This is a genomic window from Limnofasciculus baicalensis BBK-W-15 (genome assembly GCF_024178385.1).
Classification (GTDB): Bacteria; Cyanobacteriota; Cyanobacteriia; order Cyanobacteriales; family Coleofasciculaceae; genus Limnofasciculus; species Limnofasciculus baicalensis.
Genome location: NZ_JAMZMM010000040.1, coordinates 1 through 24,358, shown reverse-complemented (window position 1 = coordinate 24,358; position 24,358 = coordinate 1). Strand labels below are relative to the sequence as shown.

The 24,358-nt window shown below is 40.5% G+C and carries 18 protein-coding genes; 10 read left to right on the top strand and 8 right to left on the bottom strand.

Annotation, left to right across the window (positions count from 1 at the left end; translation table 11 throughout):
* A partial coding sequence (locus tag NJ959_RS06450; protein ID WP_373693613.1) for a DUF6745 domain-containing protein occupies positions 1–794 on the bottom strand: 794 nt, incomplete at its 3' end.
* 736 nt (positions 795–1,530) lie between these two features.
* On the opposite strand from NJ959_RS06450, the gene NJ959_RS06445 reads away from it, so the two are divergent.
* Complete coding sequence (locus tag NJ959_RS06445) at positions 1,531–2,151, top strand: PEP-CTERM sorting domain-containing protein (protein WP_254010930.1); 621 nt, start codon at positions 1,531–1,533, stop codon at positions 2,149–2,151.
* A gap of 175 nt (positions 2,152–2,326) precedes the next feature.
* On the opposite strand, the gene NJ959_RS06440 is transcribed toward NJ959_RS06445, so the two are convergent.
* On the bottom strand, positions 2,327–4,330 hold the full coding sequence (locus tag NJ959_RS06440; RefSeq protein WP_254010929.1) for a serine hydrolase domain-containing protein: 2,004 nt from the start codon (positions 4,328–4,330) through the stop codon (positions 2,327–2,329).
* Between the two features lie 255 nt (positions 4,331–4,585).
* Here NJ959_RS06440 and aptA point away from each other — a divergent pair, with 255 nt between their 5' ends.
* Both aptA and NJ959_RS06430 read left to right on the top strand, forming a co-directional pair.
* The gene (gene aptA, locus NJ959_RS06435; protein WP_254010928.1) at positions 4,586–5,899 is read left to right on the top strand and encodes an omega-aminotransferase AptA; all 1,314 of its coding nucleotides are present in this window, start codon (positions 4,586–4,588) and stop codon (positions 5,897–5,899) included.
* A 356-nt stretch (positions 5,900–6,255) separates the two neighbouring features.
* Positions 6,256–8,262: a caspase family protein gene (locus tag NJ959_RS06430; protein ID WP_254010927.1), complete on the top strand. Its 2,007-nt coding sequence runs from the start codon at positions 6,256–6,258 to the stop codon at positions 8,260–8,262.
* 136 nt (positions 8,263–8,398) lie between these two features.
* Here NJ959_RS06430 and NJ959_RS06425 read toward each other — a convergent pair whose 3' ends face one another.
* Complete coding sequence (locus NJ959_RS06425; RefSeq protein WP_254010926.1) at positions 8,399–8,659, bottom strand: hypothetical protein; 261 nt, start codon at positions 8,657–8,659, stop codon at positions 8,399–8,401.
* Positions 8,660–8,716: 57 nt separating this feature from the next.
* On the opposite strand from NJ959_RS06425, the gene NJ959_RS06420 reads away from it, so the two are divergent.
* Positions 8,717–9,325 carry a DUF3318 domain-containing protein gene (locus NJ959_RS06420; RefSeq protein ID WP_254010925.1) on the top strand — a complete coding sequence of 203 codons (609 nt, stop codon included), beginning with the start codon at positions 8,717–8,719 and terminating at the stop codon, positions 9,323–9,325.
* Positions 9,326–9,338: 13 nt separating this feature from the next.
* Here the strand turns inward: NJ959_RS06420 and NJ959_RS06415 are convergent, their stop codons facing one another.
* The 3 genes from NJ959_RS06415 to cobO form a co-directional block, all read right to left on the bottom strand.
* Entirely contained in the window at positions 9,339–9,962 is a 624-nt protein-coding gene (locus tag NJ959_RS06415; RefSeq protein WP_254010924.1) for an RloB family protein, read from the bottom strand.
* A gap of 8 nt (positions 9,963–9,970) precedes the next feature.
* A complete protein-coding gene (locus NJ959_RS06410) occupies positions 9,971–11,371 on the bottom strand; it encodes an AAA family ATPase (protein ID WP_254010923.1) in 1,401 nt (466 codons plus the stop codon).
* Positions 11,372–11,529: 158 nt separating this feature from the next.
* The gene (gene cobO / locus NJ959_RS06405) at positions 11,530–12,219 is read right to left on the bottom strand and encodes a cob(I)yrinic acid a,c-diamide adenosyltransferase (protein ID WP_373693612.1); all 690 of its coding nucleotides are present in this window, start codon (positions 12,217–12,219) and stop codon (positions 11,530–11,532) included.
* A 251-nt stretch (positions 12,220–12,470) separates the two neighbouring features.
* On the opposite strand from cobO, the gene NJ959_RS06400 reads away from it, so the two are divergent.
* From NJ959_RS06400 to NJ959_RS06380, 5 genes are all read left to right on the top strand, one after another.
* Positions 12,471–13,469, top strand: coding sequence for a bilin-binding protein (locus NJ959_RS06400; RefSeq protein ID WP_254010922.1), 999 nt, complete (start codon positions 12,471–12,473; stop codon positions 13,467–13,469).
* A 252-nt stretch (positions 13,470–13,721) separates the two neighbouring features.
* A complete protein-coding gene (locus tag NJ959_RS06395) occupies positions 13,722–14,243 on the top strand; it encodes an O-acetyl-ADP-ribose deacetylase (RefSeq protein WP_254010921.1) in 522 nt (173 codons plus the stop codon).
* Positions 14,244–14,266: 23 nt separating this feature from the next.
* A complete protein-coding gene (locus NJ959_RS06390; protein ID WP_254010920.1) occupies positions 14,267–15,532 on the top strand; it encodes an inorganic phosphate transporter in 1,266 nt (421 codons plus the stop codon).
* 146 nt (positions 15,533–15,678) lie between these two features.
* Entirely contained in the window at positions 15,679–16,956 is a 1,278-nt protein-coding gene (locus NJ959_RS06385) for an alkaline phosphatase family protein (protein ID WP_254010919.1), read from the top strand.
* A 25-nt stretch (positions 16,957–16,981) separates the two neighbouring features.
* The gene (locus tag NJ959_RS06380; protein ID WP_254010918.1) at positions 16,982–18,751 is read left to right on the top strand and encodes an EamA family transporter; all 1,770 of its coding nucleotides are present in this window, start codon (positions 16,982–16,984) and stop codon (positions 18,749–18,751) included.
* 247 nt (positions 18,752–18,998) lie between these two features.
* Here the strand turns inward: NJ959_RS06380 and hppD are convergent, their stop codons facing one another.
* The gene (gene hppD, locus NJ959_RS06375) at positions 18,999–20,138 is read right to left on the bottom strand and encodes a 4-hydroxyphenylpyruvate dioxygenase (protein WP_254010917.1); all 1,140 of its coding nucleotides are present in this window, start codon (positions 20,136–20,138) and stop codon (positions 18,999–19,001) included.
* A gap of 204 nt (positions 20,139–20,342) precedes the next feature.
* Here hppD and NJ959_RS06370 point away from each other — a divergent pair, with 204 nt between their 5' ends.
* A complete protein-coding gene (locus NJ959_RS06370) occupies positions 20,343–22,736 on the top strand; it encodes a response regulator (protein WP_254010916.1) in 2,394 nt (797 codons plus the stop codon).
* A 42-nt stretch (positions 22,737–22,778) separates the two neighbouring features.
* On the opposite strand, the gene NJ959_RS06365 is transcribed toward NJ959_RS06370, so the two are convergent.
* Positions 22,779–24,269 (bottom strand): esterase-like activity of phytase family protein, encoded by a 1,491-nt coding sequence (locus tag NJ959_RS06365; protein WP_373693614.1) that lies wholly within the window; start codon positions 24,267–24,269, stop codon positions 22,779–22,781.
* Positions 24,270–24,358: the final 89 nt, after the last annotated feature.

Genomic DNA, 24,358 nt, shown 5'->3' with positions numbered 1-24,358 from the left:
ACATCCACCTCATTATCTATTCTTAACAAGGTATATTCTCGCCAATTATCCAATTCAGTTACTTGCAATTCTTGGCAAATTCTACCATAGCCAATTCCTTGAATTAATACTCGCCGCAATTCCGCATTGGCTTCTTCTAATAGCCATCGGGCTTGCCATTGATTTGGGTGGAGTCGTCCGTATTTTTCTGGTAATGATACGCCGTGATAGTAATAGAAACTGTAGCCATCGGCAAATTGAATTGCGGGTTCCCCTTCTCCATGGAGACGGTTTTCGTTATCTAATAATAGGATAGTGGGGCGATCGCAAACTATGCAAGTCTTCTCAAAAGCAAAAATACAGCCGCATTGGGTAAGGAGCGACTCCAAAGCTTGCCATTGTTGGGGATTGTGTTCGCAGTTTAACACCGAAATACAAAAATCAATTCCGGCAATAGCAGAGGTATCTATACCGGGAAGTAAAAAACTGTAATAGGCAAAACCCAAAAGATCGACAAACTGCAATAATGGATTATCGTGTAATTGTGCTTCCCACCATTGGACAAAGGGTTGATTTACCAAGTCTTTCCAAATGGGTTCCCCGATATTTTCCCAAAGAGAATCTCCCATTTGCAGGAAGACTTCTCCCCCTGGAAGTTGGAGGAATTGCTGTCTGATTTCCTCTTGCTTTTCCTGCCACTGTTGGGCTAGCCATTGTTCCCGCAATTCCCCTACCAATGCTAACTCTTTCTCAGAGAATTGGTCTATTCCATGGAATAAAGGCAGGGCACGCAATTGCCAGAGCTGTTGTAGCAATTCTTGACTCCAGAGTTGGGCTTGGAGTTGTTGCGATAATTCGGGTTCCAGTTGATTGAGGATTTGTTCGCCAAGTTGGGTAGAAAAAGGTATTAGCAGAGGTGCGCCTAATTGCTGCGCGGTTTGGCGGGGTGATTGCTGTTCAAAAAGTACTCTTTTTGCAGCAATTGGGCTGGAAAAAAAACGAATAGTAGGCTCTTTTTTTCCTAGTGCCTGATAAGCACATCTAACAGCCGCTTGAACTTTATCGCGATTTAGCGGCTGTGTCGATAGAAATACCCTGGTCCATTTTTCTAGGATTCCGGCTTTTCCTAGATTTTAGCATTTTCCAGGGGAGTAGGGAGCTAGATAGCGTAGGGTGCGTTAGCGTAGTAACACACCCGACAATTTCCGTTACCCCCACCCGCCACTCATCCGCTACATCCGTTACCCATCCGTTGCCTATCCGTTGCCTATCCGTTGCCCATCTGCGTGCATCATTTATCAAAAAAAATCCCTCACTTCATCAAATTTTCACATAAACCAGGTGATTTATATTTTTACTGTAAAGATACGCCCAACCCTATTGTAATTGAAAATAGAGATGGCATAAGATGTTTTCAGCAAAGCTTATCCGAGATTCCACCAGATAATAGTAATCGTCAATTTAGGCATATCTACTGTTTTATAAAACCAGGAATCTAGACTTTACTGTAATTAGCACATTACCCAATCAAAAACGATAGTAGGTAACCACATGAATCTCACATCAATCGCTAAAGTTTCCCTCGCCGCCGCCGCTTTATCAGTCGCCTCAATCGCCGCAAATCTCGCTCCCGCTCAAGCTGCACTGTTAAACTTGTGCTTTGCTGGTGTGGATCTTGGTACTGGAGCTACAGGATGTGCTAAGTTCACAATCGATACCTCGGTACAAGATGAAAATCCTGCTATTGGTGAGGGTTTCTTCCTTGATGCCGTCACCAACTTGAGTGTCAATGGGGTGACAATTCCATTTGACTTGAGCATCATTCAGACAGAATACAATCCAGGGACTAATTCTACCAGTTGGTTTTTGGGGGGAGAGCAGAATACCGACAGTTTCATTAGTTTCCTAAATTTTCTGGATACCAATGGTAACTTGGCAAATGCCTTATCTCCCAATCTCTCCGACTACAACTTTGGTGGTAGTGTGCTTGGTGCTCCCTTTGCAGGAATCCTGGCTACTAATCCCGATTTGAATGGGGGAAATGCTACCTCAATGGCTTTGACTGGATTAAACGATCCTACTTGTGTTCCTGAACCTGGTACTGTAGTAAGTCTCTTAGGTTTGGGTATGTTGGGTGCTACTTCGGTAATGAAGCGGAAGATGAAGGGTTAATGGCTAATGGCTAATATTCAGATACCTGATTTCTTGGAGAAGTCGGGTATCTTGATTTTTGCGGATAGCTTAATGGTGGAAGTTATTAATTTCAACCGACTTAAGCTATGAGACAGAGAATTTATTCTCTGGCGGTTGTTGAAGAATAGACTCATTAGCCATTAGCCATTAGCAATTAGCCATTAAACCCCAACAAATTCCAGTAACTAAGCAAAAAGATAAAAAATCCAGCGGCAATCCCAATTAAACCATAATGAATCCGCTGAATAATTGACCAAGATTTATCTCGCCAAGCCAACCATGCCACAATCGGTAATCCCGTCGTCATTCCCGTCGTAAAAATCGGCAAATAAAGTAACCCGATTACCAGAGGCGGCATCCCAAAGAAAAACTCCCAGTAACTCACCTGAAGCATCACAAAAAGCATCGCCCCGACAAAGAATAAATTTAACCCACCAATTAAACCCAGTAACAACTGTAAAATCTCAGTCATCTTTGTATAAGAAGCTTTCCGGAAAATTAACGGATTAATTGGCCAAACCCAGGAAGCCGATAGAAACATTACCAGACAAAATCCCAAGATGACTTTTTGGAAACCACCAGTTTCATACCAAGCTAACTTTTCGTAGGTGACGAAAACGTAATTACTCAAAGAAGTAGTAGTCACTTTTCCCTTATCATCTCGCCGAAAACCCAGATAATTATTACTATCCTTATATCGCAATAACCAGGGTTCCACTTCTACCCACTTACTTCCTTTCGGTAAAAAACTAATCGTACCATCGCTATTGGCTTTCAACTCCATATCTGGGCGCGGACCAAACCAAATATTAAACAATTTTACCAAAGAATCTTGGGGATAGCGAATAAAACGATAACTTCCCTCCATTTCTTGTAATCGCTGTTGAGATTCAGGAGTTAGTTGGGGCTGAGGGATGACTTGTTCACTCTTCTTTTCCGGATAATAACGGTTGAGAAACTGAGAAATCAGATTTTCCCGTAATTGAGTCTTATCTTCACTATTGGCGGCAAAGAAAAACCCTAAATTATGTTCTGGCAGCATAAATATTTGACTACTATATCCATACATACTACCCCCATGCTCCAGCGCCAGTTGATTATTTTGAAACCTTTCATACCACCCATAAGCCGAACCAGACATGCCATCATGGTTAGGGAAATTAGTAAACTGCTGTTGCTGCATTTTGGATACAGTTTTTTCCGATAATATTCTCCCTTTCCCATCCTTTCCCTCCTGCAATTGGGAAATCAGAAAATGAGCCATATCCGTAGCCGTCGCACTCATCCCAATCGTCGGATTACTCTTGCCACAAACGAAAGGTGTTTTCAGATAAGCCGCATTTCGATAGTCATAACCCACCGCCAAATCCTTAGCCAATTCCCCAGATAATGGCTGGGCAAAACTACTGTGTTGCATCTCTAAAGGTTGGAGAATATTTTTATCGATATATTCAGTAAAGGGCAGCCCCGAAACTACTTCTACTAAATAACCAGCTAATGCCATACCCACATCCCCGTAAACATATAATTCCCCAGGTTGGCGCACTCGTTTGGGCAAGTTTTGACTCAAAAATTCTGCTAAAGATGGCATAGCCGAATTACAATGAGTCGCCGCGCCAATTGTCCAAGCCACATCAAACCCATCGGTGTGAGTTAAGAGGTGATGAGGGGTAATTGGTGAGAAAGTTTTATCAATTTGGAAGGATTTGAGATATTGATTAATATCAGCTTTCAAATCCAATTTACCTTGTTCGACTAATTGTATCACCGCAGTAGCCGTGAATACTTTAGAAATCGAACCGAGGCGAAAGAGAGTTTTTTCTGGATTGACAGGCAATTTTTCTTCCCTGTCAGCATAGCCATAACCTTGAGAAAAGATAATTTTGCCATCTTTCACTACAGCAAATACTATACCAGGAATATTCGCTCGTTTAAACTTAGACCAAAATTCCTCCATAAAAGCAGCCAAATCCTTAGCATCGGGAATCCTTTGTTCAGATTTAGCTAACAATAGGGTGGAATTCCATTTACTCTCAGTTTCGCCAGCCCAGGAGGGAAATCCAGAGAAGATAAAAATGAAGATAGAGAGAATAATACAGAAGATTTGCTTGAGTAATTTTCCTTTCATATTCATGGAAAAGAAATGGGCAGATCCCATAGATTAAAATTAATTATCCGTAGCACAGGCAAGATGCCTGTGCTATGAAGTAAAGAGGTAAGTAGATAACCTGGTCAAAAAAACTCAATCAAAGTTAGTAGTAGGCGATTCATCGCCTAGATGAGCGATAAATCGCTCACTACAAACGAAAAAAAATAAATTAGTTGTGTAAGTCCCAACTGAGTTATATTATATCCGTTAGTATTAATATTGTAAATTGAACGCAACTACTATAAAGTTAACGGAGCAAAAACTGTGTCTACCAATCTCGAAGCCTACTGGATGCCCTTCACGGCGAATCGGCAATTTAAAGCCAACCCGCGCTTATTAGCCGCCGCCAAAGACATGCACTATACCAGCCACGATAATCGGCAAATCTTAGACGGTACTGCGGGATTATGGTGTGTAAATGCAGGGCACTGTCGTCCGAAAATTGTCGAAGCTATTCAAAAACAAGTCGCCCATTTAGATTATGCCCCACCCTTTCAAATGGGACATCCTCTTGCTTTTGAATTAGCAGAACGCCTAATTAAAATGATACCAGGAAACCATTTCGATCGCGTATTTTATGGTAATTCTGGTTCGGAAGCCGTGGAGTCTGCATTGAAAATTGCGATCGCATATCATCGAGTACGTGGTGAAGCGTCTCGTGTCCGCTTGATTGGCAGGGAAAGGGGCTATCATGGAGTAGGTTTTGGTGGTATTTCTGTAGGAGGAATTGCTACCAATCGCAAATTTTTCGGTAGTTTGCTTCCTGGTGTGGATCATCTGCCTCATACTCATAATTTAGAACATAATGCTTTTAGTCATGGGCAACCAGAATGGGGGGCACATTTAGCTGATGAATTAGAAAGAATTGTCACTTTACACGACGCATCGACAATTGCCGCTGTAATAGTTGAACCCGTTGCAGGTTCAACTGGAGTACTAGTGCCTCCTGTGGGATATTTAGAAAAGTTACGGGCAATTTGCGATAAGTATGGAATTCTGTTGATTTTTGATGAAGTTATTACTGGATTTGGGCGTTTAGGTACTAGTTTTGCTACTGAATATTTCGGTATCCTGCCAGATATGATAACCGTAGCTAAAGGTATTACTAATGGTACAGTACCAATGGGAGCAGTATTTACTCGCAAAGGTATTTACGATGCTTTTATGGAAAGTACACCAGAAAATGCGATCGAATTATTCCACGGCTATACTTATTCTGGACATCCTCTTGCCTGTGCTGCTGCTTTAGCTACTTTGGATGTTTATGAGGAAGAAGGATTATTTCAACATGCTCAGGAATTAGCGGGATATTGGGAAAATGCGATACATTCTCTGAAAGATTTACCCCATGTGATTGATATTAGAAATTTAGGATTAGTAGCGGGAATTGAGTTAGCATCTCGCCCCGGAAAACCTGGCGCAAGAGGGATGGAATGTCTGGAAAGTTGTTATGAAACGGGCTTACTCATTCGGACAACAGGAGACATTATTGCCTTATCTCCACCATTAATTATTCAAAAGGAACATATTGACCAAATAGTGGAGATTTTGGCAGGGGTATTGCAGAAATTAATTTAGGAAATGCGGTATCTCTGTTGACGAGTAAAGGCGTATTGATCGTTATTTCCTTTCCTTAATTAATCAGAAGTCGGGTTTCTTGAAAAAACCCGACTTCTAGTCATTTCCATTTTTAGACTAAATGTTATAATTGACTCCTCCTGTAGCCCGTCTTACATAGTATGACAGAATTCAAAAAATCTCAATTTTTATCCGGATATTGTTTACTCACCCCTGTAAATTAAACAGAATTTTCCTTATTTAGGGAGAACTTACATTGAAAGGAGCCTATTATACTCTAGTCAACCTCAAAATGGCAAGAGTAGCAACAATTTAGGCAGCCCAAAAACTTGTAGTCATCTAGGGGATCGCTAATCGTGAAAGTAGCACTGCTGATTGGGGTAAGCGAATACGGGTATGGTTTGCAACCACTCCCGGAAGCGGGAAAAGATATTGAGGCTATAGAAGGGGTTTTGGAGTCTTCAGAAATGGGAGGGTTTGATGAGGTGAAAACCCTGATTAATCCAAACCCACCAGCGATGCGAGAAGCAATTCAATCCTTATTTGCGGATCTGAATAAAAATGATGTAGTACTACTATTTTTTTCCGGTAATCGAGTTAAAGATAATAGTGGACAACTATACTTAGCAACTGGTATTACAGCAACCCTGATCACGGAAAGAACTCCCCAAGGAGAATTAGTTAAAGCAACTGCTGTTCCTGTCAGTTTTGTCCGCGATATTGCAAATAATTGTCCCTGTCAAAATCAAGTTGCGATCTTAAATTGGTATTTTAATCTTGTCTTAAATCAGGATCTAACTCCAGAGAATAATAGTACTGAGGATGATATTAATACTCAACTCAGTGGTGAACGATTGGCAATTTTAACATCTAGTATCTATAGCCAAAGTTCCTTAGAGAGGGATAATCCGGATATCTCAGTTTACACTCGTTATTTGGTAGAGGGAATTGAAAAAGGAGCCGCAGATCGCGATCGCGATGGTTGGATTTCGGCAGAAGATCTACATGAATACGTTAAGCGTAGGGTGACAGAAGCAGCTCCAGCCTGGATGCCAGAGTTTTATTTTAGCCACAATCGGCAGAAAATTATCTTGACACAAGTGCAAATTGCTGGTCAAAATATCAGGTATCGTCAAGAGGTAGAACGTTGGGCAAGTCGGGGTGGAATTGCTCAACTAGGTCGCGGTATTTTAGATAAATTGGCAATTAGTTTACAGCTTAATCCTGAAGATTGTAGGGCAATTGAAGCGGAGGTGATGAAACCTCATCGCGAGTATCATAAAAAGTTGGATCGATACGAAGCCGCCTTTACTACAGCTATTGAAAATAGTGAAGTAATCGATACTGAAACTGGTGAAAAATTACAGTATTTACGACAATCTCTAGGGCTGAGGAATGAGGATATAGAACCGATTGAAGAAAGAGTTACTTTGAGAATAAATCGTAACTCTATCTCGGAAACGGATCGACCAATTTCATCCGATAGTGTCAGGGAGGAAAAGGAAAGGGCTATAGCTGAAGCTGTTAGTAACGATCCGGCTGAAGAAGAGGAAAATCAGATCCCACAGTTACCTGAGAATAGTGATGGTAATATCATTGCGATTATACAACCAATTATTCCCCTACCTCTTGTAAGTTTTCCGCCTGAAGATGAGGGGAATCAAGGCACACAATCCGATATTGAGAACCAGCCAAATTCTATATCTTTAACTCCAGCTTTCCTCCCCTGGTACATACAACCAGCACCTGAGCCACGGATAAAACCAACATCTAGAATCGACTCATCATCTCAGATTACAGATTTCCCAAGCAACTCTCCTGCTGCTTCTAATTTATCTAAAAAAATCCTCCAATTTAGTATCGTAATCGGTGGGATTTTAGCCAGTCTGTTTATAGCAATTAGTTTCGCAAATCGCGCCCCCATAACACCTCAGAAAAAGCCAGTAAATCTGGCCCCATCCTCAAATTATCTTTCACCCACATCATCTCCCCAAGTCGCGGAAACTCAGGAGGTTTCTACTACTAGTCTTTCTCCATCTCCAATACGAAAAGGTTGCTGGGTTATTGTGAATGGCAATATCAGATCTGAACCCGCATCTTTTCGTGAGAATGTCATCCAATTTACCAAAGATGAGTTATTAATTACTGGTAAGCAAACTCAGGGAGGTTGGATTCAGGTTAAATTTGCTGATGGGAGTTTAGGTTGGGCGCATCGAGATGCCATTCAGAATGATACGGAAATGGACATTTGTATCTTGAGAGATGGTGTAAAAATTAAACTAGTTGATGATATTATTCCGCCTCCGGTTAAGATTCCATCAGATACTTTAAGCCCAGATATTATCCGCAAAAGTAGGATATAGCCAGGTAATCATGTAAGTTGCTAGTTACATGTTTAGGGCTACTAATCGCTAATTGATAATTGTAAACTGTAATTTTGGTTCTACTATTAGCGATTAGCCGTCCAAAAAAGATGACGATGAAGTTACGTTAATATTGTCAAAAGCTAGGTGGTATCTCACGATTGGCGAACTCTGAAGGGGGACGATCGCTACTCCAAGCCCACCATACTGTACCACACTGGCACTGATAAAATTCTTGCCACTTCTTGTGATAGTCTTCTGTCATGACGGGCGATAGGCGATTGAGCCAAACCCGATGTGCTTGATTACAAGATGAGCGACAGGTGGGGCAGCAAAATTCAAAGGCGTGAGTCGCTGAGTTTGTCCATTCAGGAGGGACTGGGGTAAAAGCTTCCATATTTTGAGTTTATAATCTTGAAAGTCTTCTCTGTCTATTTTAAGTCATTTCTTAAATATGAATCCAGATCCTGAAATTCGCCGTTTAATCGATATTATGCCTGCCTCTGGGCGGATGCTGACTAAAATTATCAGCAAACCTCAACAAACTACGGTAATTGAATGTCCTTTTCCTCTGCCTTGGTTTGGGGATCGCTCTATTTATATTAATTTTGATTTATGGCGGCGCTTACCTAGACCACAACGGGATATGCTACTACTAAGAACTGTTTGCTGGCTGATTAATATTAAGTGGTTTAAGCCAGATTTATATCAATCCGTCGTACTAGCAGGATTGTTAGGAGGAGTTATTGAATTCGCACAGGCGGATGCTGTGGGGGTTGTAGTTGCTACGGGATTAAGTGCGATCGCAGGTAGTCAACTTTGGCGGAGTAATCGAAGTTCCCAGTCTCAACTTGATGCTGATATTGATGGGATTAAAATTGCTCAACGGCGGGGTTATTCTGATATAGAATCAGCTCAACATCTGTTAGCAGCGATTGAATCGGTTGCTCAAATGGAAGGGCGTTTGAGTTTGAATTTCACGGAATTGATTCGCAGCCAAAATTTACGTGCGATTGCGGGAATTTCTTCTGTGGGGGTTCCTGATGGTGTGAAGCAGGAATAGAAAACTGGTTTGTTTATACTTTTTTATCGTTTATCGCCTTAAGGAGGATTTCCACAATTCTATAAACGTGAGATCCCGGTGTAGGAGGCCAGTTTTGTTGATGACTTGGATGTAAGTTTTTGGCACGTTGTACAGCATCCTCTATATAGTTTGTGAATAGATCTAAATTGAGATTGCTCTTGTTATAGCCTCCCAGCTTATTACGCAACTTATCTTCAAAATACTTACATTCTTTACATTTAGTATCGACAGTATTTAGGTTATCAAAATGTAAAAATAACCAAACCTCAAAACAGGGATTGCTGATTGCTAATCGATATTTTTTCTGTTTAGCTTGACGGCAAATTGTACTTATATTTTTTTCACCCCAGCGATCCACATCAAACATTAACCATAGAGTATCATCTGAACTTAGATCGTATTTTTGTGTAAATTCATCTAATCGAGCTAGCACATATTGAGGGGCAGACTTATTATCATCTCCTGTGGCTAATACTTCTATTTTGATGCGAGAGTCATGAAACATTGCGAAATATTGTTTCTCAGTTTCCCTTCCCTCAGTAGCAATTACAAATAGCCTTGCATCTCGCTGGTTATACTTGCGATCGATTAGCTTGGTGCGACTAATTTTTTTCATATTTATTTTTAAATTGCTTCAGATGATTCTCCATCGCAATCAAACCATCCTAAGTTACGGATATCACCAAAGAAGGGAATTGCGCCAAATCTACCGTTTAAATAGCCTTTCTCTATTTTTAGATCTGGTGTAGTTTTAAACTCTGCTAGTGAATAGAGGTGCGATGCACCTTCCTGATTCTTTTCCACAAACCAGATTTCATCTCTACGGAGAAGATCTAAATCTAGTAGATTAGTATCATGAGTAGTAAAGATTAGTTGAGTTTGATTATTTTGATTTCGACAACTTAAACAAAATTCTATAAATTTTCGTGATAATAAAGGATGCAAACGGCGATCTAATTCATCCAGGAAAATTACTCGATTTCGACTGTTTTTTAATACAAACAATACGGGAATCAAATCGATCAAACGCTGTGTCCCTTCGGATTCCTCTTCTATCAAAAAATCAACAAGAGATCCATTTTGATGACGATGTTGAGTTTTAAGTTGAATTAAATTCAACTTGTCTTCAGCTCTTTTGGCGATTAAATATCGTTTCCTTTGGTTAATTAAAAGCATTCCCACAGAATTATCATCATCCTCAGAAAATGTTTCCAGTATATCATTTTTGATATTTTCAGGTATTTCTGGAAAGTGATGATCGAAATCTAATTCAACTTCTTCAGTACCAATTGAATCAATACCTGTACCCATCAATCTCAGAAAATCGGTAAGAAAGCTGGTAAACTCTTGGCTGGTTAATATATCAGATTCTAAAGGTATATAGTTAGATTCGGCTCGAATAATAATTAATACGTCTTCAAACCACTCAACTACAGGCTTCACAGCCTGAACATTACGATCCAGAGCTTCTGTCAGGAAAAGTTGATTTGGACGAGTTCCTCGTGCAATAAAATCTAAAAATGGCTTGTCTTTTTCTCCTCTCCCTTTCAGAGTAGCGCCATACTCTACTGTTGTCTCCTTTTTTTCAGAAGTGACTCGAACAAAAACTGGAACTTCTCGTTTTTTACCAGAGGGAATTACATAAAGCCATTCTTCAATAATATGATTGGCATTTAACTTAAATCCATAGGAATAGCGACTATCATTATAAATGAAGACAAACTCAAATTTGCTAGGTTTATTGCTATCATTGCCTAACTTAAAGGGAATAACTGGGATAGTTTGTCCACTACGGGTTCCTTGAACAATTAAATCTTTAGCGAAATCAATAGCCTTAATCAGATTAGATTTACCTGCGGCATTTGCACCATAGATAGCAGAAATAGGTAAAAGAGACTTTCCCTTACCTCCTGCGTCTACAGCAAGATGGTTGGCATGGTTTTTGTCACTGTTAATGCCTACCATACTCAATGTTGTTTCTTCCTTAAAGGAGAGGAAGTTTTCTATGGTTACCTGAATTAGCATTGCTCTTTTACTGATTTATGAGTACCGCAGTTTTGCAGCAGCATCAAAGGAAATTAATTAGTATAACAAACCCAGCTTACCTAAATAGTGTCATCATCAGATTGGGATTATCCTAGATTCTTTCTCCTCCATCGGCATTTGTTATACCAGAAACAAGGTTAAAATTCAATCCCAGGTTGAGCTTTGATACCCTGTTCCCGAAAGGGATGCTTTACTAGTGTCATTTCGGTTACCAAATCAGCATATTCAATTAATTGTGTAGGTGCATTTCTCCCGCTGAGGATAATGTGAGAATTGGCTGGTTTTTTGTCCAACCCCACCAGCACCTCTTCCACATTGAGATAGCCTAGCTTTAAGGCAATGTTAATTTCATCTAAAAATACTAGTCGAAAGTCGGGATTGTAGATAAATTCCTGGGCTTTTTGCCATGCAGCATTAGCTTTCTCAATATCTCTTTCTCTATCTTGAGTTTCCCAAGTAAAACCTTCTCCCATGGCGTGAAACTCTAATTGAGGTTGCTCTCCATTTGATGCTAATGTCCAATGGTTTAAGGATGCTTTCTCCGCTGGCTCCCAAGCGCCCTTAATAAATTGTACAATCGCAACTCGATAACCATGACCGAGCGATCGCAATACCATCCCTAATCCGGCGGTAGTTTTCCCCTTCCCATTACCCGTGTGTACAATAATCAATCCCTTTTCTGGCGACTTTTCCGCTAGGCGTTTTTCCTGTACCTCTTTGCGCCGCTGCATTTTTTTGCGATACTGTTCCGAGGTTAGCCCAGGTATAGAGGAATCATCGATGGCTTCAGATTCCAAGTTTTCGTTCTCGTCAATCATGGTATTCATTTTTATCTTCAGGAGTTTAGGCGTTTGAGTCGTCAGTTGTCACCAGTTTTTTAGATTATATAGTACTTTTCAGGTATGTGAGGTAGAGAGAAACCGGGTTTCTCGGGCGTATTTCATCAACCTGCAATCTGCTGTATCAGGGAAACTAGCAGGTGTTTAATCAGCAAATTACGCAATATTACTGTGGCTGGGCAGAGGGAAATCCCCTAAAGTCATGATAGGGAAAACCTTCACAGAGATTTTTAACAGTCATGCAGGCAGAGATTTTATCGGCGGAGGCACAAGATGCGCCAGGAACCCCTCATGGTTCCCCTGTAGTCCATTTAGCTCAAGCTTGGGCAAAAAAATATCTACAAAATTTAGAATCAGATCCTAATTTACTTCCTTTTAAAACCAATCAAAATCAGATCATAAAAAATCTGAAAACCTCGCTACGTCCTGCTAGTATCAAAGCCTGGAATAAGACGGAAAAACTGATATCAAAAGAACTAGAACGTCATCAAATTAACCCAAAACTAATCAATCCATGGCAAATTTCCGAAGACTCATTTCGGATTTTTGAAAAAACGATAGAACTTTATGCCCATCAAGATAGTCCCTATCGCCTTGCCACTGTCATTGGTTCAGATTTAGGTAAAATTCGGAAGAAATATACGAAAGAAGATCCTCGCGTGATTGGCTTTGTCAGTATGCAGTTTCATCACACCGGACAAATGCTATTGGAGGGAATTAATAAGTCAGAACAAGACAAGATTAGACAATATTTTAAAGTGATAGACGATCACTTATACATGCCTTTACCAAGAGCATATCAAGCCGCAGCAACTTACAATTACAACTCACCAATTCTAAGCGTTGTGCAAAAGCTTTTGCCCTGTATCACAGAGATTGCTACTAAAATATGCGATCGCGTTATTAAGTTATATCCTACCTATTTTACCTACAGCGGTTATCTGAACGATCCTGTCGTGAAAACTGCCAGTATCCGCGATGTGGAAATGTTTCAAGTTTACCTGTGGGTGTGTGTCTTGGAGCAGAGTATTGCTGCTATCCAACAAGAGTTATTTCCCCTGACTGTCATGCTATATCCAACTTTAAAGGTAAGGTGGGAATTAGTGCGGCAGATGATTCACTTACTTACTCAGGAAATCTCTTCCCGTTTGGGAAAATCGGAGTTATCTTTATTTGAACCCTATCTGCAAGTTTTATGGGAGATGTTTTCTCCTGAGATATTTCCTGATAGCTTATAGAAAATTTAGTTTATAATAGATGCTTGCTGATGATTGATTTAGTATCTGTAGGGTGCGTTATGTAACGCACCCTACTATATATATAGTTTAGTAATTACAGGACTTACGCAGTTACGGTATCTGTAGGGTGTGTTGTGTAACGCACCCTACTATATATAGAGTTTAGTGACAGATTTTGCGTAAGTCCTGAATTAGTAATAAGTTATTTGCTAAACTAATAACTTATTACTGATGCCGCCCAACGAAAAACTAATGATTTCAAGCAAAATCGCGATCGTTGAAGGGGATATTACTCAACAAAAAGTTGATGCTATTGTTAATGCAGCTAATAACTCCCTCCTCGGTGGTGGTGGTGTGGATGGTGCAATTCATCGTGCCGCAGGTTTAGGTTTACTGGCAGAATGTCGTCGTTTGCATGGTTGTCAAACTGGGGATGCTAAAATTACTAGAGGTTACAATTTACCAGCAGATTGGGTAATCCATACTGTCGGTCCAATTTGGAAGGGCGGCAATCGGGGAGAAGATGAGTTATTGGCTAGCTGTTATCGTCGTTGTCTGGAAATAGCGACACAATATGAGATTATTAGTATTGCTTTTCCCGCGATTAGTACAGGTGCTTATGGTTTTCCCCCTCAACTTGCTGCTAAAATTGCTGTGAGGACAGTAAAGGAGTTTCTGGAGGGTAATTCCTCTGTTGAGCAAGTAATTTTAGTTTGTTTTAGTCACCTTTCTTATCAGTATCATCTGTCCGCACTACGGAAAATCTTTGGGTAAATTAGGTAGTAATAGCTGATTTTATGTTACCAATTGTTTTGACAGGAATTCTCGCCTTCTATGTTGCCTGGAATTTGGGGGCTAATGATGTCGCCAACTCCATGGGAACATCTGTTGGCTCAAAAGCGATTACCCTAGGGCAAGCACTAGTTATTGCTGGTATTTTAGAATTTAGTGGTGCGATATTATTCGGTAGCAAAGTTTCTCAAACTCTCGCAACCGAGATAGTAAATCCGACTCTATTTGCCGCACAACCCCAATTACTAGTATTGGGGATGATAGCAGTATTACTCGCTGGCGGTGTATGGCTGCAAATTGCCACAAGTCAAGGTTGGCCTGTATCATCATCTCATGCAGTGGTGGGCGCGATCGCAGGTTTTAGTTGGGTAGCCGCAGGAGTCGGTGCAGTAGACTGGGGAAATATTGGTCGTATCTCCATAACTTGGGTACTAACTCCAGTAGTAAGTGGTATTATTGCCGCAGGATTTTATAGTGTCATCAAATATTCGATTTTGGACAAACCAAATCCCATCCATCAGCTACGGGAATGGATTCCTTGGTTAAGTGCGATCGTATTAAGTATCTTTGGTATTATTGTCTTGCCAACTATATTTGATGCACCATTATTTGCGGCAATACCTTTTCCCAAACATGACTTATCAATTGCTACAGGTGTCATTGGTGTCGTCGCCCTCACTTTCATAAGCTGGCATCAATTAGAAAGTCAAAAGTCAGAAATTTCTGCCCCACTCCCCACTCCAAAAAACCTATTCTCTTCACCAGTAGAAAGACTCCTCGCCCAATTTCAGGTACTCAGTGCTTGCTTTGTCGCCTTTGCCCATGGCTCCAATGATGTCGGAAATGCGATCGCACCTTTAGCTACAATCGTTTATATTATTCGCACGGATTCCGTTCCCATCAGCAGTTTTGGTGTTCCCTTATGGATTCTCTTGCTTGGCGGTTGCGGTATTGTGGCGGGTTTAGCTATCTGGGGTAAAAAAGTGATTGCGACAATTGGCGAGAATATTATTCCGCTTCAGCCCAGCAGTGGATTTTGTGCCGAAATTGCTACAGCTACTACTGTATTAATTGCCTCAAAATTGGGGTTTCCCGTTTCCACTTCTCATGCTTTAGTTGGTGGTGTGGTAGGGATTGGCTTGATTCAAAATTGGCGAAATGTTCGCTTCTCAACGATTAAATCCATTGCTTTGGCGTGGGTAATTACTTTGCCATTTGCTGCTGGTTTGGGGGCGGCGATTTTTGTTTGTCTCCGGTTTATATTTGGGTGATTTTGCTCTGATAGATTAACTATTTAATAAACCACTAAGGCACTAAGACACTAAGGGATAAAGGTAAAAAGTGCTAATCTGATACGATCGACTTCTGTATCCGGCTTTTTTCGAGTTATAATGGGTTTCTCACAGGAAGTAATTTTATGATTAACTATGATTCTATAAGGGCTGTTGAATCTACCAGATTAAATGACAATATCGGGAAACCTCTGTACGATTCCTATTGTTTCTCCCAGATTCCCCAAACCATCTATCATCTCTTGACAGGTGCAGGAGAAATGGGTTTGCCTAGTAGTGTAATGGGAGATTTACCTGGTAGCTATGACAAAGTTATTCTTCTATTTATTGATGCTTTCGGGTGGCGCTTTTTCCAGCAGTATCTGGAAGAGTTGAAATTTCTAAAGCGGTTTCAGACAGAGGGAGTGGCTTCTAAAATAACAACTCAATTTCCTTCGACGACGGCTGCTCATGTTACCACCATTCACTCAGGTTTACCTGTTGGTGAGAGTGGGATTTATGAGTGGTTTTATTATGAGCCTCTGTTAGATAATATCATTTCTCCGTTACTTTTCTCCTTCGCAGGGGATCGAGAAAGAGACACGCTCAAAAAAACTGGCGTAACTGAGCAAACCCTTTTCCCCACCCAAACTATTTATCACAAATTGAAACAGCATGGTGTAAATTCTTATTGTTTTCAACACCAAGCTTATGCCTTCTCACCATTTTCACGAGTTGCTTGTGATGGGGCAAAGATGATACCATATAGAACAATTTCAGAAGCATTAGTTAATTTAACAGAAGCGGCGATAGCTGAACAAGAAAAAGCCTATTTCTTTTTATATTTTGATAGTATTGATGCACTTGGGCATCACTATGGACCAAGTTCCCCCCAGTTTGATGCTGAGGTGAGGACATTTTGGGTTACCATAGAGTCATTGCTTCATGAGACTTTGGTAGGTAAGCTGAAAAATACGCTCTTGTTGATTACTGCGGATCATGGACAAATAGAAGTTTCACCTCAAACGACTATTTATCTGAACCAGCTTAGTCCTACAATAGAGCAGTTCATCAAAACTAATCGTCAAGGTAAGCCACTAGTTCCCGCAGGTTCCGCCCGTGATATGTTTCTATATATCCAGGAAGAATACCTGGATGAAGCCTACGATTTACTGAATCGTCAGCTTCTGGATAGGGCGCAAGTTTATCGCACAAAAACGTTGATAGATGAGGGATATTTTGGACTAGGTAAACCCTCATCAGCATTGCTCAATCGGTTGGGAAACTTGACTATCTTGCCCGATAAGCATGAAACAGTTTGGTGGTATGAAGAAAACCGCTTTGAGCAGAAATTATTAGGACATCATGGGGGGTTGTCTCGTGAAGAGATGGAAACCATTTTCCTCGCCTTATCTTATGGCTAGTCTTTATTAAGTTATTAATCCAAAAATGCACACAGGGAAAGTTAACCAGGAACAGAAAAACTCTGAAGCTAGCTATATCGAGGCAGCAGAAGATATTTTACTCTCAATGACAGAGAGTATGGAGGGCATTGAGAATCTGCGCCACAATCTCGTGACACTTTTTTCTCAAGATGTTGAACGACTTAAGCAGGAAAAAACTCAATTAATCGAGGAGATTGAAACCCTTAAAATTCAACGGAAAGAGCAAATTGAGCAACAGCAAAAGTTAGTTCAGCAAATTACCCCAACCTTAGCAAATTATATTGAAATAATACTGCAAGAGAGAATCGATAAATTAGTTAAATCTTTACCAGTCTCTCCTAAAGAAGAGCCAAGCATCAGCCAGATACCTGTTGAAAATACTCCCAATTCAATTTATGCCCCAACTTCAATCCAGCGGGATTATCAGGAAAATACTGAACGATTAATTGGCTCATTAGATACTACCATGAGAGCCACTTTTAGCTCCCTGGAACAAGATTTGAATAGCTATCAAAATTCCATGTCTGTGCAGTTGAGTCAGATGTACAATCTAGAGCAACAAGCCGAGGCAATTTTAGAGACACTAATTGCTAGACTCAAAGCCGAAATTCCTGCCCAACCCCCGATTCCTGACAAGCAATCCCATCCACTACCAACAAAACCTACTTATCCACCATTACCTCCCTTAGATATACCTCAAAATGGGCATAATAATGGCACTAACGGTATTAGTTCATATTCGTCTAAGCAATCCTTAGCCACTCTGCCCCTCCTGGAAATATCACAAGAGATTCAAGAGGCAAAACCGAAACCTAAACCCAAAAAAAAGCAATGGATTGGGTGGTTACTAATTCTACTATCTTTACTAGGATTAGCTTTTGAAAATGTCATCGTCAGTGTTATTCTTAACCTAGCCCCACTCCCAAATATATTGGCAAAATTTGGCGGCTTTTTAATGCCAACTGTGGGGAATGTTATCCTGCTATTATGGATGCGGATGGTGGTAATAGTGCCGATAATGGCAATTTTATCTCGGGGAGTCTACCCATACCTGTGGCGAGATATTCGGAAGTTTATGGAGTCTAAAGATTGGGGTTTATTTAGTAATGTTTTCTGTAGTGGATTTTTGTTGTTTTTGTCTCAAGTATTCCTTTATTTATCGTTAGGCTCAATAGCACCAGGAATTGCTGTCACGATTTTCTTTATTTATCCGCTCATTTCCTCACAGTTTGGTAAACCCGTCAATCAATTGAGTCGTTTGGCAATCTTCAGTGGTATGGTAGCAGGATTAGTTCTGATTACTATACCTGGTAGCAGTGGGGATATTTCTCCTTTAGGGATTTTAACAGCAGGTGGTGCAGGAATTGCTTTTGCCCTCCGCTCAATCTTGGTACAAACCTCTGGTAAAAAGTTGCACCCGATTCCTTTCCTCTGGATTAATTTAGTAGTTGTCTTAGTTTTTTCTGCCCTAAGTTTGTTTCTCCCTTTACCGGAAGGATGGGGTTTCAATCTTGATGCTAGCTTGTTACCAATTTTAATTATTAGCGGATTAGTTTTGGGTGGTGCTGGAATTTTAGGTTATCTATTTAATCATCTGGCAATTGGTAGGATTGGTGCAACTAGAGCGTCAATTATCGGGGCAATTGTACCAGTGTTAACAGCGCTTTTGGCATTTATATTAATGCGCAGTGCCTTGGAATTACCGCAAATAGTGGGGATGTTGTTGGTGAGTGTGGGAGTGGCGGCGCTGAATTTTTTACGATGGCGCTGTTAGTAGGGATTATTATAGTAATTACTGTTGGTAGTAGGCGATTAATCGCCTACTAATACAGCGATTACCGCTGTTATGAGGTACAGTAGCAGTAATTTTCAGGTACGTGAGGTGCAGAGAAACCGGGTTTCTGAGGTGTACTTCATAAACCTGCAATCTGCTATAACTTCTGTTTACTGTTGGGAATAGGCGATGAATCGCCTACTACTAACTCCTGTTTACTCTTTACTGACACTTGCCTAAGTTATGACTAATTTTTAGGTATTTTTAGCTTCAACTTCCCACGCTTTAACTGCTCCCTTTCAATCGCTTCAAACAAAGCGCGAAAATTGCCTTCACCAAAGCCTTTTGCCCCCAAACGACGCTCAATTATCTCAAAAAAGAATGTCGGCTGTTTAAAAATAGGCTGGGTAAATGTCTGAAGTAATAGAGATTCAGGCGAATCATCCTGAGAGTCTACTAAAATTTTGTGGGCGATAATTTTCTCCCATTCGGTGACTGATAAATTGCAGCGCTGCTTTACTCCAGCGTAATAGCTGGGAGAAACTTCAATAAAGGATAAACCCCTGTGACGCAGTTGTGCGATCGCAGCTATAATATTATCTGTCGCCAAAGCAATATGCTGAATGCCTGCGCCCCGATTCACATCCAGAAATTCCTGAATCTGGGAATTGGGTGAAGTGGGTTCATTAATTGGTATTTGTACCCCACTATCGGGATGAATCATCACCTGAGAGCCTAAACCGGATGTCTCTGTCTGAATTGTAAACATCTGCTGCGGCTGAAATCCTAAAACATCTCGATACCACTCTACTGCTTGCCCCAAATCTCCTGCCGCCACATTCAACACTACATGATCGATACTATTAACTAGTGTGGCGATATTATTATTTTCACTTGCTGGAGATCTTTTACCTTTAATTACATCAGGGTAAACTTCCAAAGTAAATGGCTCTTCAATCCAGTTTAACTGAGTTGATATTGCCCAAAGTTTACTAATTCCTTGACGCTCTAAAATTGTATGACTTAGCGTCCCCCAAGCAGCTATTTTGCTCCATTTCACATATCCTTTAGAAAACGATCTTTCTTGAATTGTTTCCAAGATTTTTACCCCTTTTTTAACTATCCTCTCCATCACGACTGCTAAGTCTGACACCAAAAAAGCGATATCGACAACTCCAGGAGGATGGAGGCGCAAAAACTCAGCAACAGGACTATCCTTGGTGATAGGAGACGATAAAACAATGTAAATTGCACCGCTTTTGACAATAGTGGTGCGAGTGTGGTGGCTAGCCCCCGATGCCCATGGCTGAAAGCCCATCCTCTCGATAAACCAGTCACGGGAGGCTATAGCATCTTCTACATAGAAGTGAACGAGATCTATCTTCATCAGGCCCCTTTTTTTACATTTCTTTACATAATGAACTATAATTTACGATAGGATTTTGGCAAAACGTATAATTTGCTCCTGTTAATTAAAGATAAAAGTGGTAGTTTGTCAGGAGTGATATCCTGTCGGCTTGTATCGATGTTACCGCAATTGATATAAAAGGGACTTCTACACATTGCTAAGTTAATCACAAGTACCCCAAATATGTCTAAAAAACTAACAAAATCATCTCCCACTCGTAGCCTGAGTACCCTGTATATTGTCGCTCTAAGTACTGTAGCATTACTATCTATTGCTGGACAATTTATGGTACAAAGATCCCTAAATCAGCAGTCAAGTGATTCGCGCACCATTAACATTGCAGGGCGACAGCGAATGCTGAGTCAAAAATTGACAAAAGCATCCCTCGCAATCCAATACTCAAAAAGTGCCCGCGAGCGTCAAATTCGTTTAAATGAGCTACAAGAAGTTATCAATCTTTGGCAAAGTTCCCATCAAGGATTGCAACAGGGTGATGCCAAGTTAGGATTGCGCGGCAACAATACTCCTGAAGTGACTCGCATGTTCGCCCAAATTGATATTCACTATCAATCTATCTATAAAGCAACTAAGGGACTACTGAGTTTACCACCACAGCAACTATTATCGTTACAGAATACTAATATTTCACCTTTAGTTGAAGAAATTCTCGCCCATGAAGGATCTTTTTTACAGGGAATGGATCGGATAGTATTTCAGTACGATAAGGAAGCAAAAAATCGGGTTGAGGAAACTAAAGTTATTGGGATAGTAATACTGGCGATTACATTGATTGTCTTATTACTAGAAGCTGTATTTGTGTTTCAGCCCGCAGTAAAGCAGATTCGCGATCGCATTACAAAACTAGTGGAAGCAAAAGCACAACAAGATCGCATATCAATTGAACTAGAAAGCAAAAATTATGAACTAGATCGAGCATTAAAAGAAGCTGAGTCTGCCACTAAACTGAAATCGCAATTTTTGGCTAGCATGAGTCACGAGATCAGAACACCAATGAATGCAGTTATTGGGATGACAGGGGTAATTTTGGATACAAATGTTACTTCTGAACAGCGGGAATATCTGGAAATCATCCGCAACAGTGGAGAAGCATTACTATCAATTATTAACGATATCTTGGACTTTTCTAAAATTGAAGCAGGGAAAATGGAGTTAGAAATTCAGCCATTTAACCTGCAATCCTCAATAGAGGAGTCGGTAGATATGGTAGTCAATCAGGCTAGGTTGAAAGAACTAGATATCGCTTACTTAATTGCCGAAGAAACTCCGACAATTTTAGTTGGTGATGTCACCAGATTAAGGCAAATTCTGGTAAATTTACTCAGTAATGCGGTGAAATTTACGGAATTCGGTGAGGTGGTAGTTTCAGTTTCCTCAGTAAAACAACCAACAACCAATAACCAACAACCAATAACCAACAACCAACAACCAATAACCAACAACCAAAAATACTACGAATTCCACTTCACTGTTAAAGATACTGGCATTGGCATTCCCCGCGATCGCATAAATCAATTATTCCAGTCTTTTTCTCAAGTAGATGCTTCCACAACCCGCAAGTATGGGGGTACGGGATTGGGATTAGCAATTGGCAAGCATTTGAGCGAATTAATGGGTGGAAAAATGTGGGTAGAAAGTGAGATTGGTAAAGGTTCGACATTCCATTTCACAATTTTAGCTCAAGCTCAAATTAGTACAGAGGATGTTTATCTTAGGGAATCTTACCCTCAGCTAATTGGCAAACGATTGTTAATTATTGAGGATAACGAAACTAATCGACAGATTGTCAAAAGGTATGCCGAGAAATGGGGCATGATTTGCCAAGAAGCTGCCACCGCAACCGAAGCAATTGATATCATTCGTAACGAAAATACCTTCGATGTGGGCATTGTAGATATGCAAATGCCTCATATAGATGGTTTGACACTTGCTCGGATAATTCAGCAACGGGAAAATGAGCGACTGTTGCCTTTAGTAATGCTGACATCAATGAATTGTTGGATAGCACATCCCCAATCAGAATTTACCGCCTGCTTGAGTAAGCCAATCAAACCGTCTCAACTATACAAGGTTTTGCTAAATATTTTTGTAGATGAACATAATAAAATTTTACCAACCCAAACTGTACAACCAATTAATACCAATTTAACCAAAAAATTACCACTGCGAATTTTGCTAGCTGAGGATAATCTAATCAATCAGAAAGTAGCACTGCGAATTTTAGAAAGAATCGGTTACCAAGCCGATGTCGTGCGGAATGGATTAGAAGTTATTGATGCGCTTCGTAAAATTCGCTACGATGTGGTGCTACTTGATGTCCAAATGCCTGAGATGGATGGATTGGAAACTGCCCGTTATATTTGTCAGGAATGGCTGCCAAACACTCGCCCCTGGTTAATCGCGATGACTGCTGGTGCAATGGAAGGCGATCGCAAAAACTGTCTAGAGGCTGGCATGAATGATTATATCAGTAAGCCTGTGAAAATCCCAGTTTTAGAAGCAGCGTTGGAAAGATGCTCGGTTTTGAAGGATAAGCAACTGGAAATGAATATAACTTAATTTGCTAATTGCCAATGGGGATTAGCAATTAGCAATTAGCAATTAGTCATTCTTTTTGCGCTTGGGCAAAAAACCACTCAAAACAATTAATGCTAAACCACCTAATGTACCAGGCTCTGGTACTTTTTCTGCTGGCACAAATCGCCCGATTTCTGTACTGCTGGCTTTTAAGGAGTAGAGATAACCGGGGAGCAATTTCTGTCCAGTTGGACAACCACTATCAATCGGTACTTGAGTAGAAGTTGTACCATCAGTACAAACATCAAACTGAGTACCACTACCCGATTGAGTCACGCTATAATCGTTGTCTGTCCCTAAGATAATAGCATAAGAACCATCACTTAGTTTCGGTCCAATCGCTAAACCTTCAAATTTTTCTGGGATTATTTGTCCATTTCCTTTTAGGAAACTAGCAATATCAGCAAATAAGGTTTTGCTTACGGCTGTTACACCAGTTGGGAGTGTATTTGTGCCAGCTAAGGAAATACCGCTAACATTAGTTGCACCTGTCAAATTGATTTTATAAACCCGTTTACTACCAACAGGATTGCTACCTGTAGGATCGTCTACTCCTACACCCCGATTATCTCTTTCTAGCACCAAGAATTCATTTTCGTTAATAGCAGTAATAGCACTGATACCAATATTTCGTCCTTGACTAGTTGCACCGAAATCATTGGCTGTTCCAGGAATACGACTATTAATATCAGCAATACTTTCTAGCCCATAAATATATTGAGCTGTACTCGTACCTGTTGCTGTATCAAATTCCACAATTCTTAAATTATTGCTGCGCCTTCCATCATTGGACGATCCTTCATTAACTAGAGGATCTTGCAGCATTACCAATAGTTTTTTTCCATCTGGAGTGAGAGTTAAACCTTCAAATCCTCGGTTATCTTGACGACCCGTGGTAATTGTACCACGACCATCCACATAATTAGGAGTACTGCCAACTTTAGACAGAATATTGTCAGGAGTTTGAAACGCTCGAATGAAGGAACCAGTTGGACTAAACTCATAAACAGAAGGACCATATTCATCAGAAACATAGAAGTTACCATTCGGTGCAATTGCAAATCCTTCAGGATCGAAACTCAAACCGAGAATTCCCTTATCGCCATTCAGTAGTTGGGGGTTTAATCCGTTGAAGTATTGACCGTTTTTAGTAAACAGAATTGTCTCTAGCACATTAAAATTTGCGATCGCACCTGTATTAGAGTCCACATCTAAGGAAAACTTCTGCACTCTAGTATTGTAGGAGATGACACCGCCACCTGGTCCGCGATCGCTCAATCCGTAGTAAACATTCTGATAGTGATCGTAGTAAATATCTGAGAAAAAACCAAAGCGATTGACGTTAGCACCACCACTGCCGCCATTGAGTGGAGATAAATCCGTGGTGTCAGCAGGAATACTTAAGGTATTGGCAAAAGAAAGTGCTGTAGCAGCCTGACTGTTGGCAATAATATTTACCACAGATATGGCAAAAGAACAACCCAGCCAAGAAATTAAATGTTTTGCTTGCATAATATGTGAATTAGATGGTAGAGCGTTTACATCTATAAGCATCTAACGATTACCCTGAAAAAGGGTTAAGTAAACTTTAATCAGAGTTTATG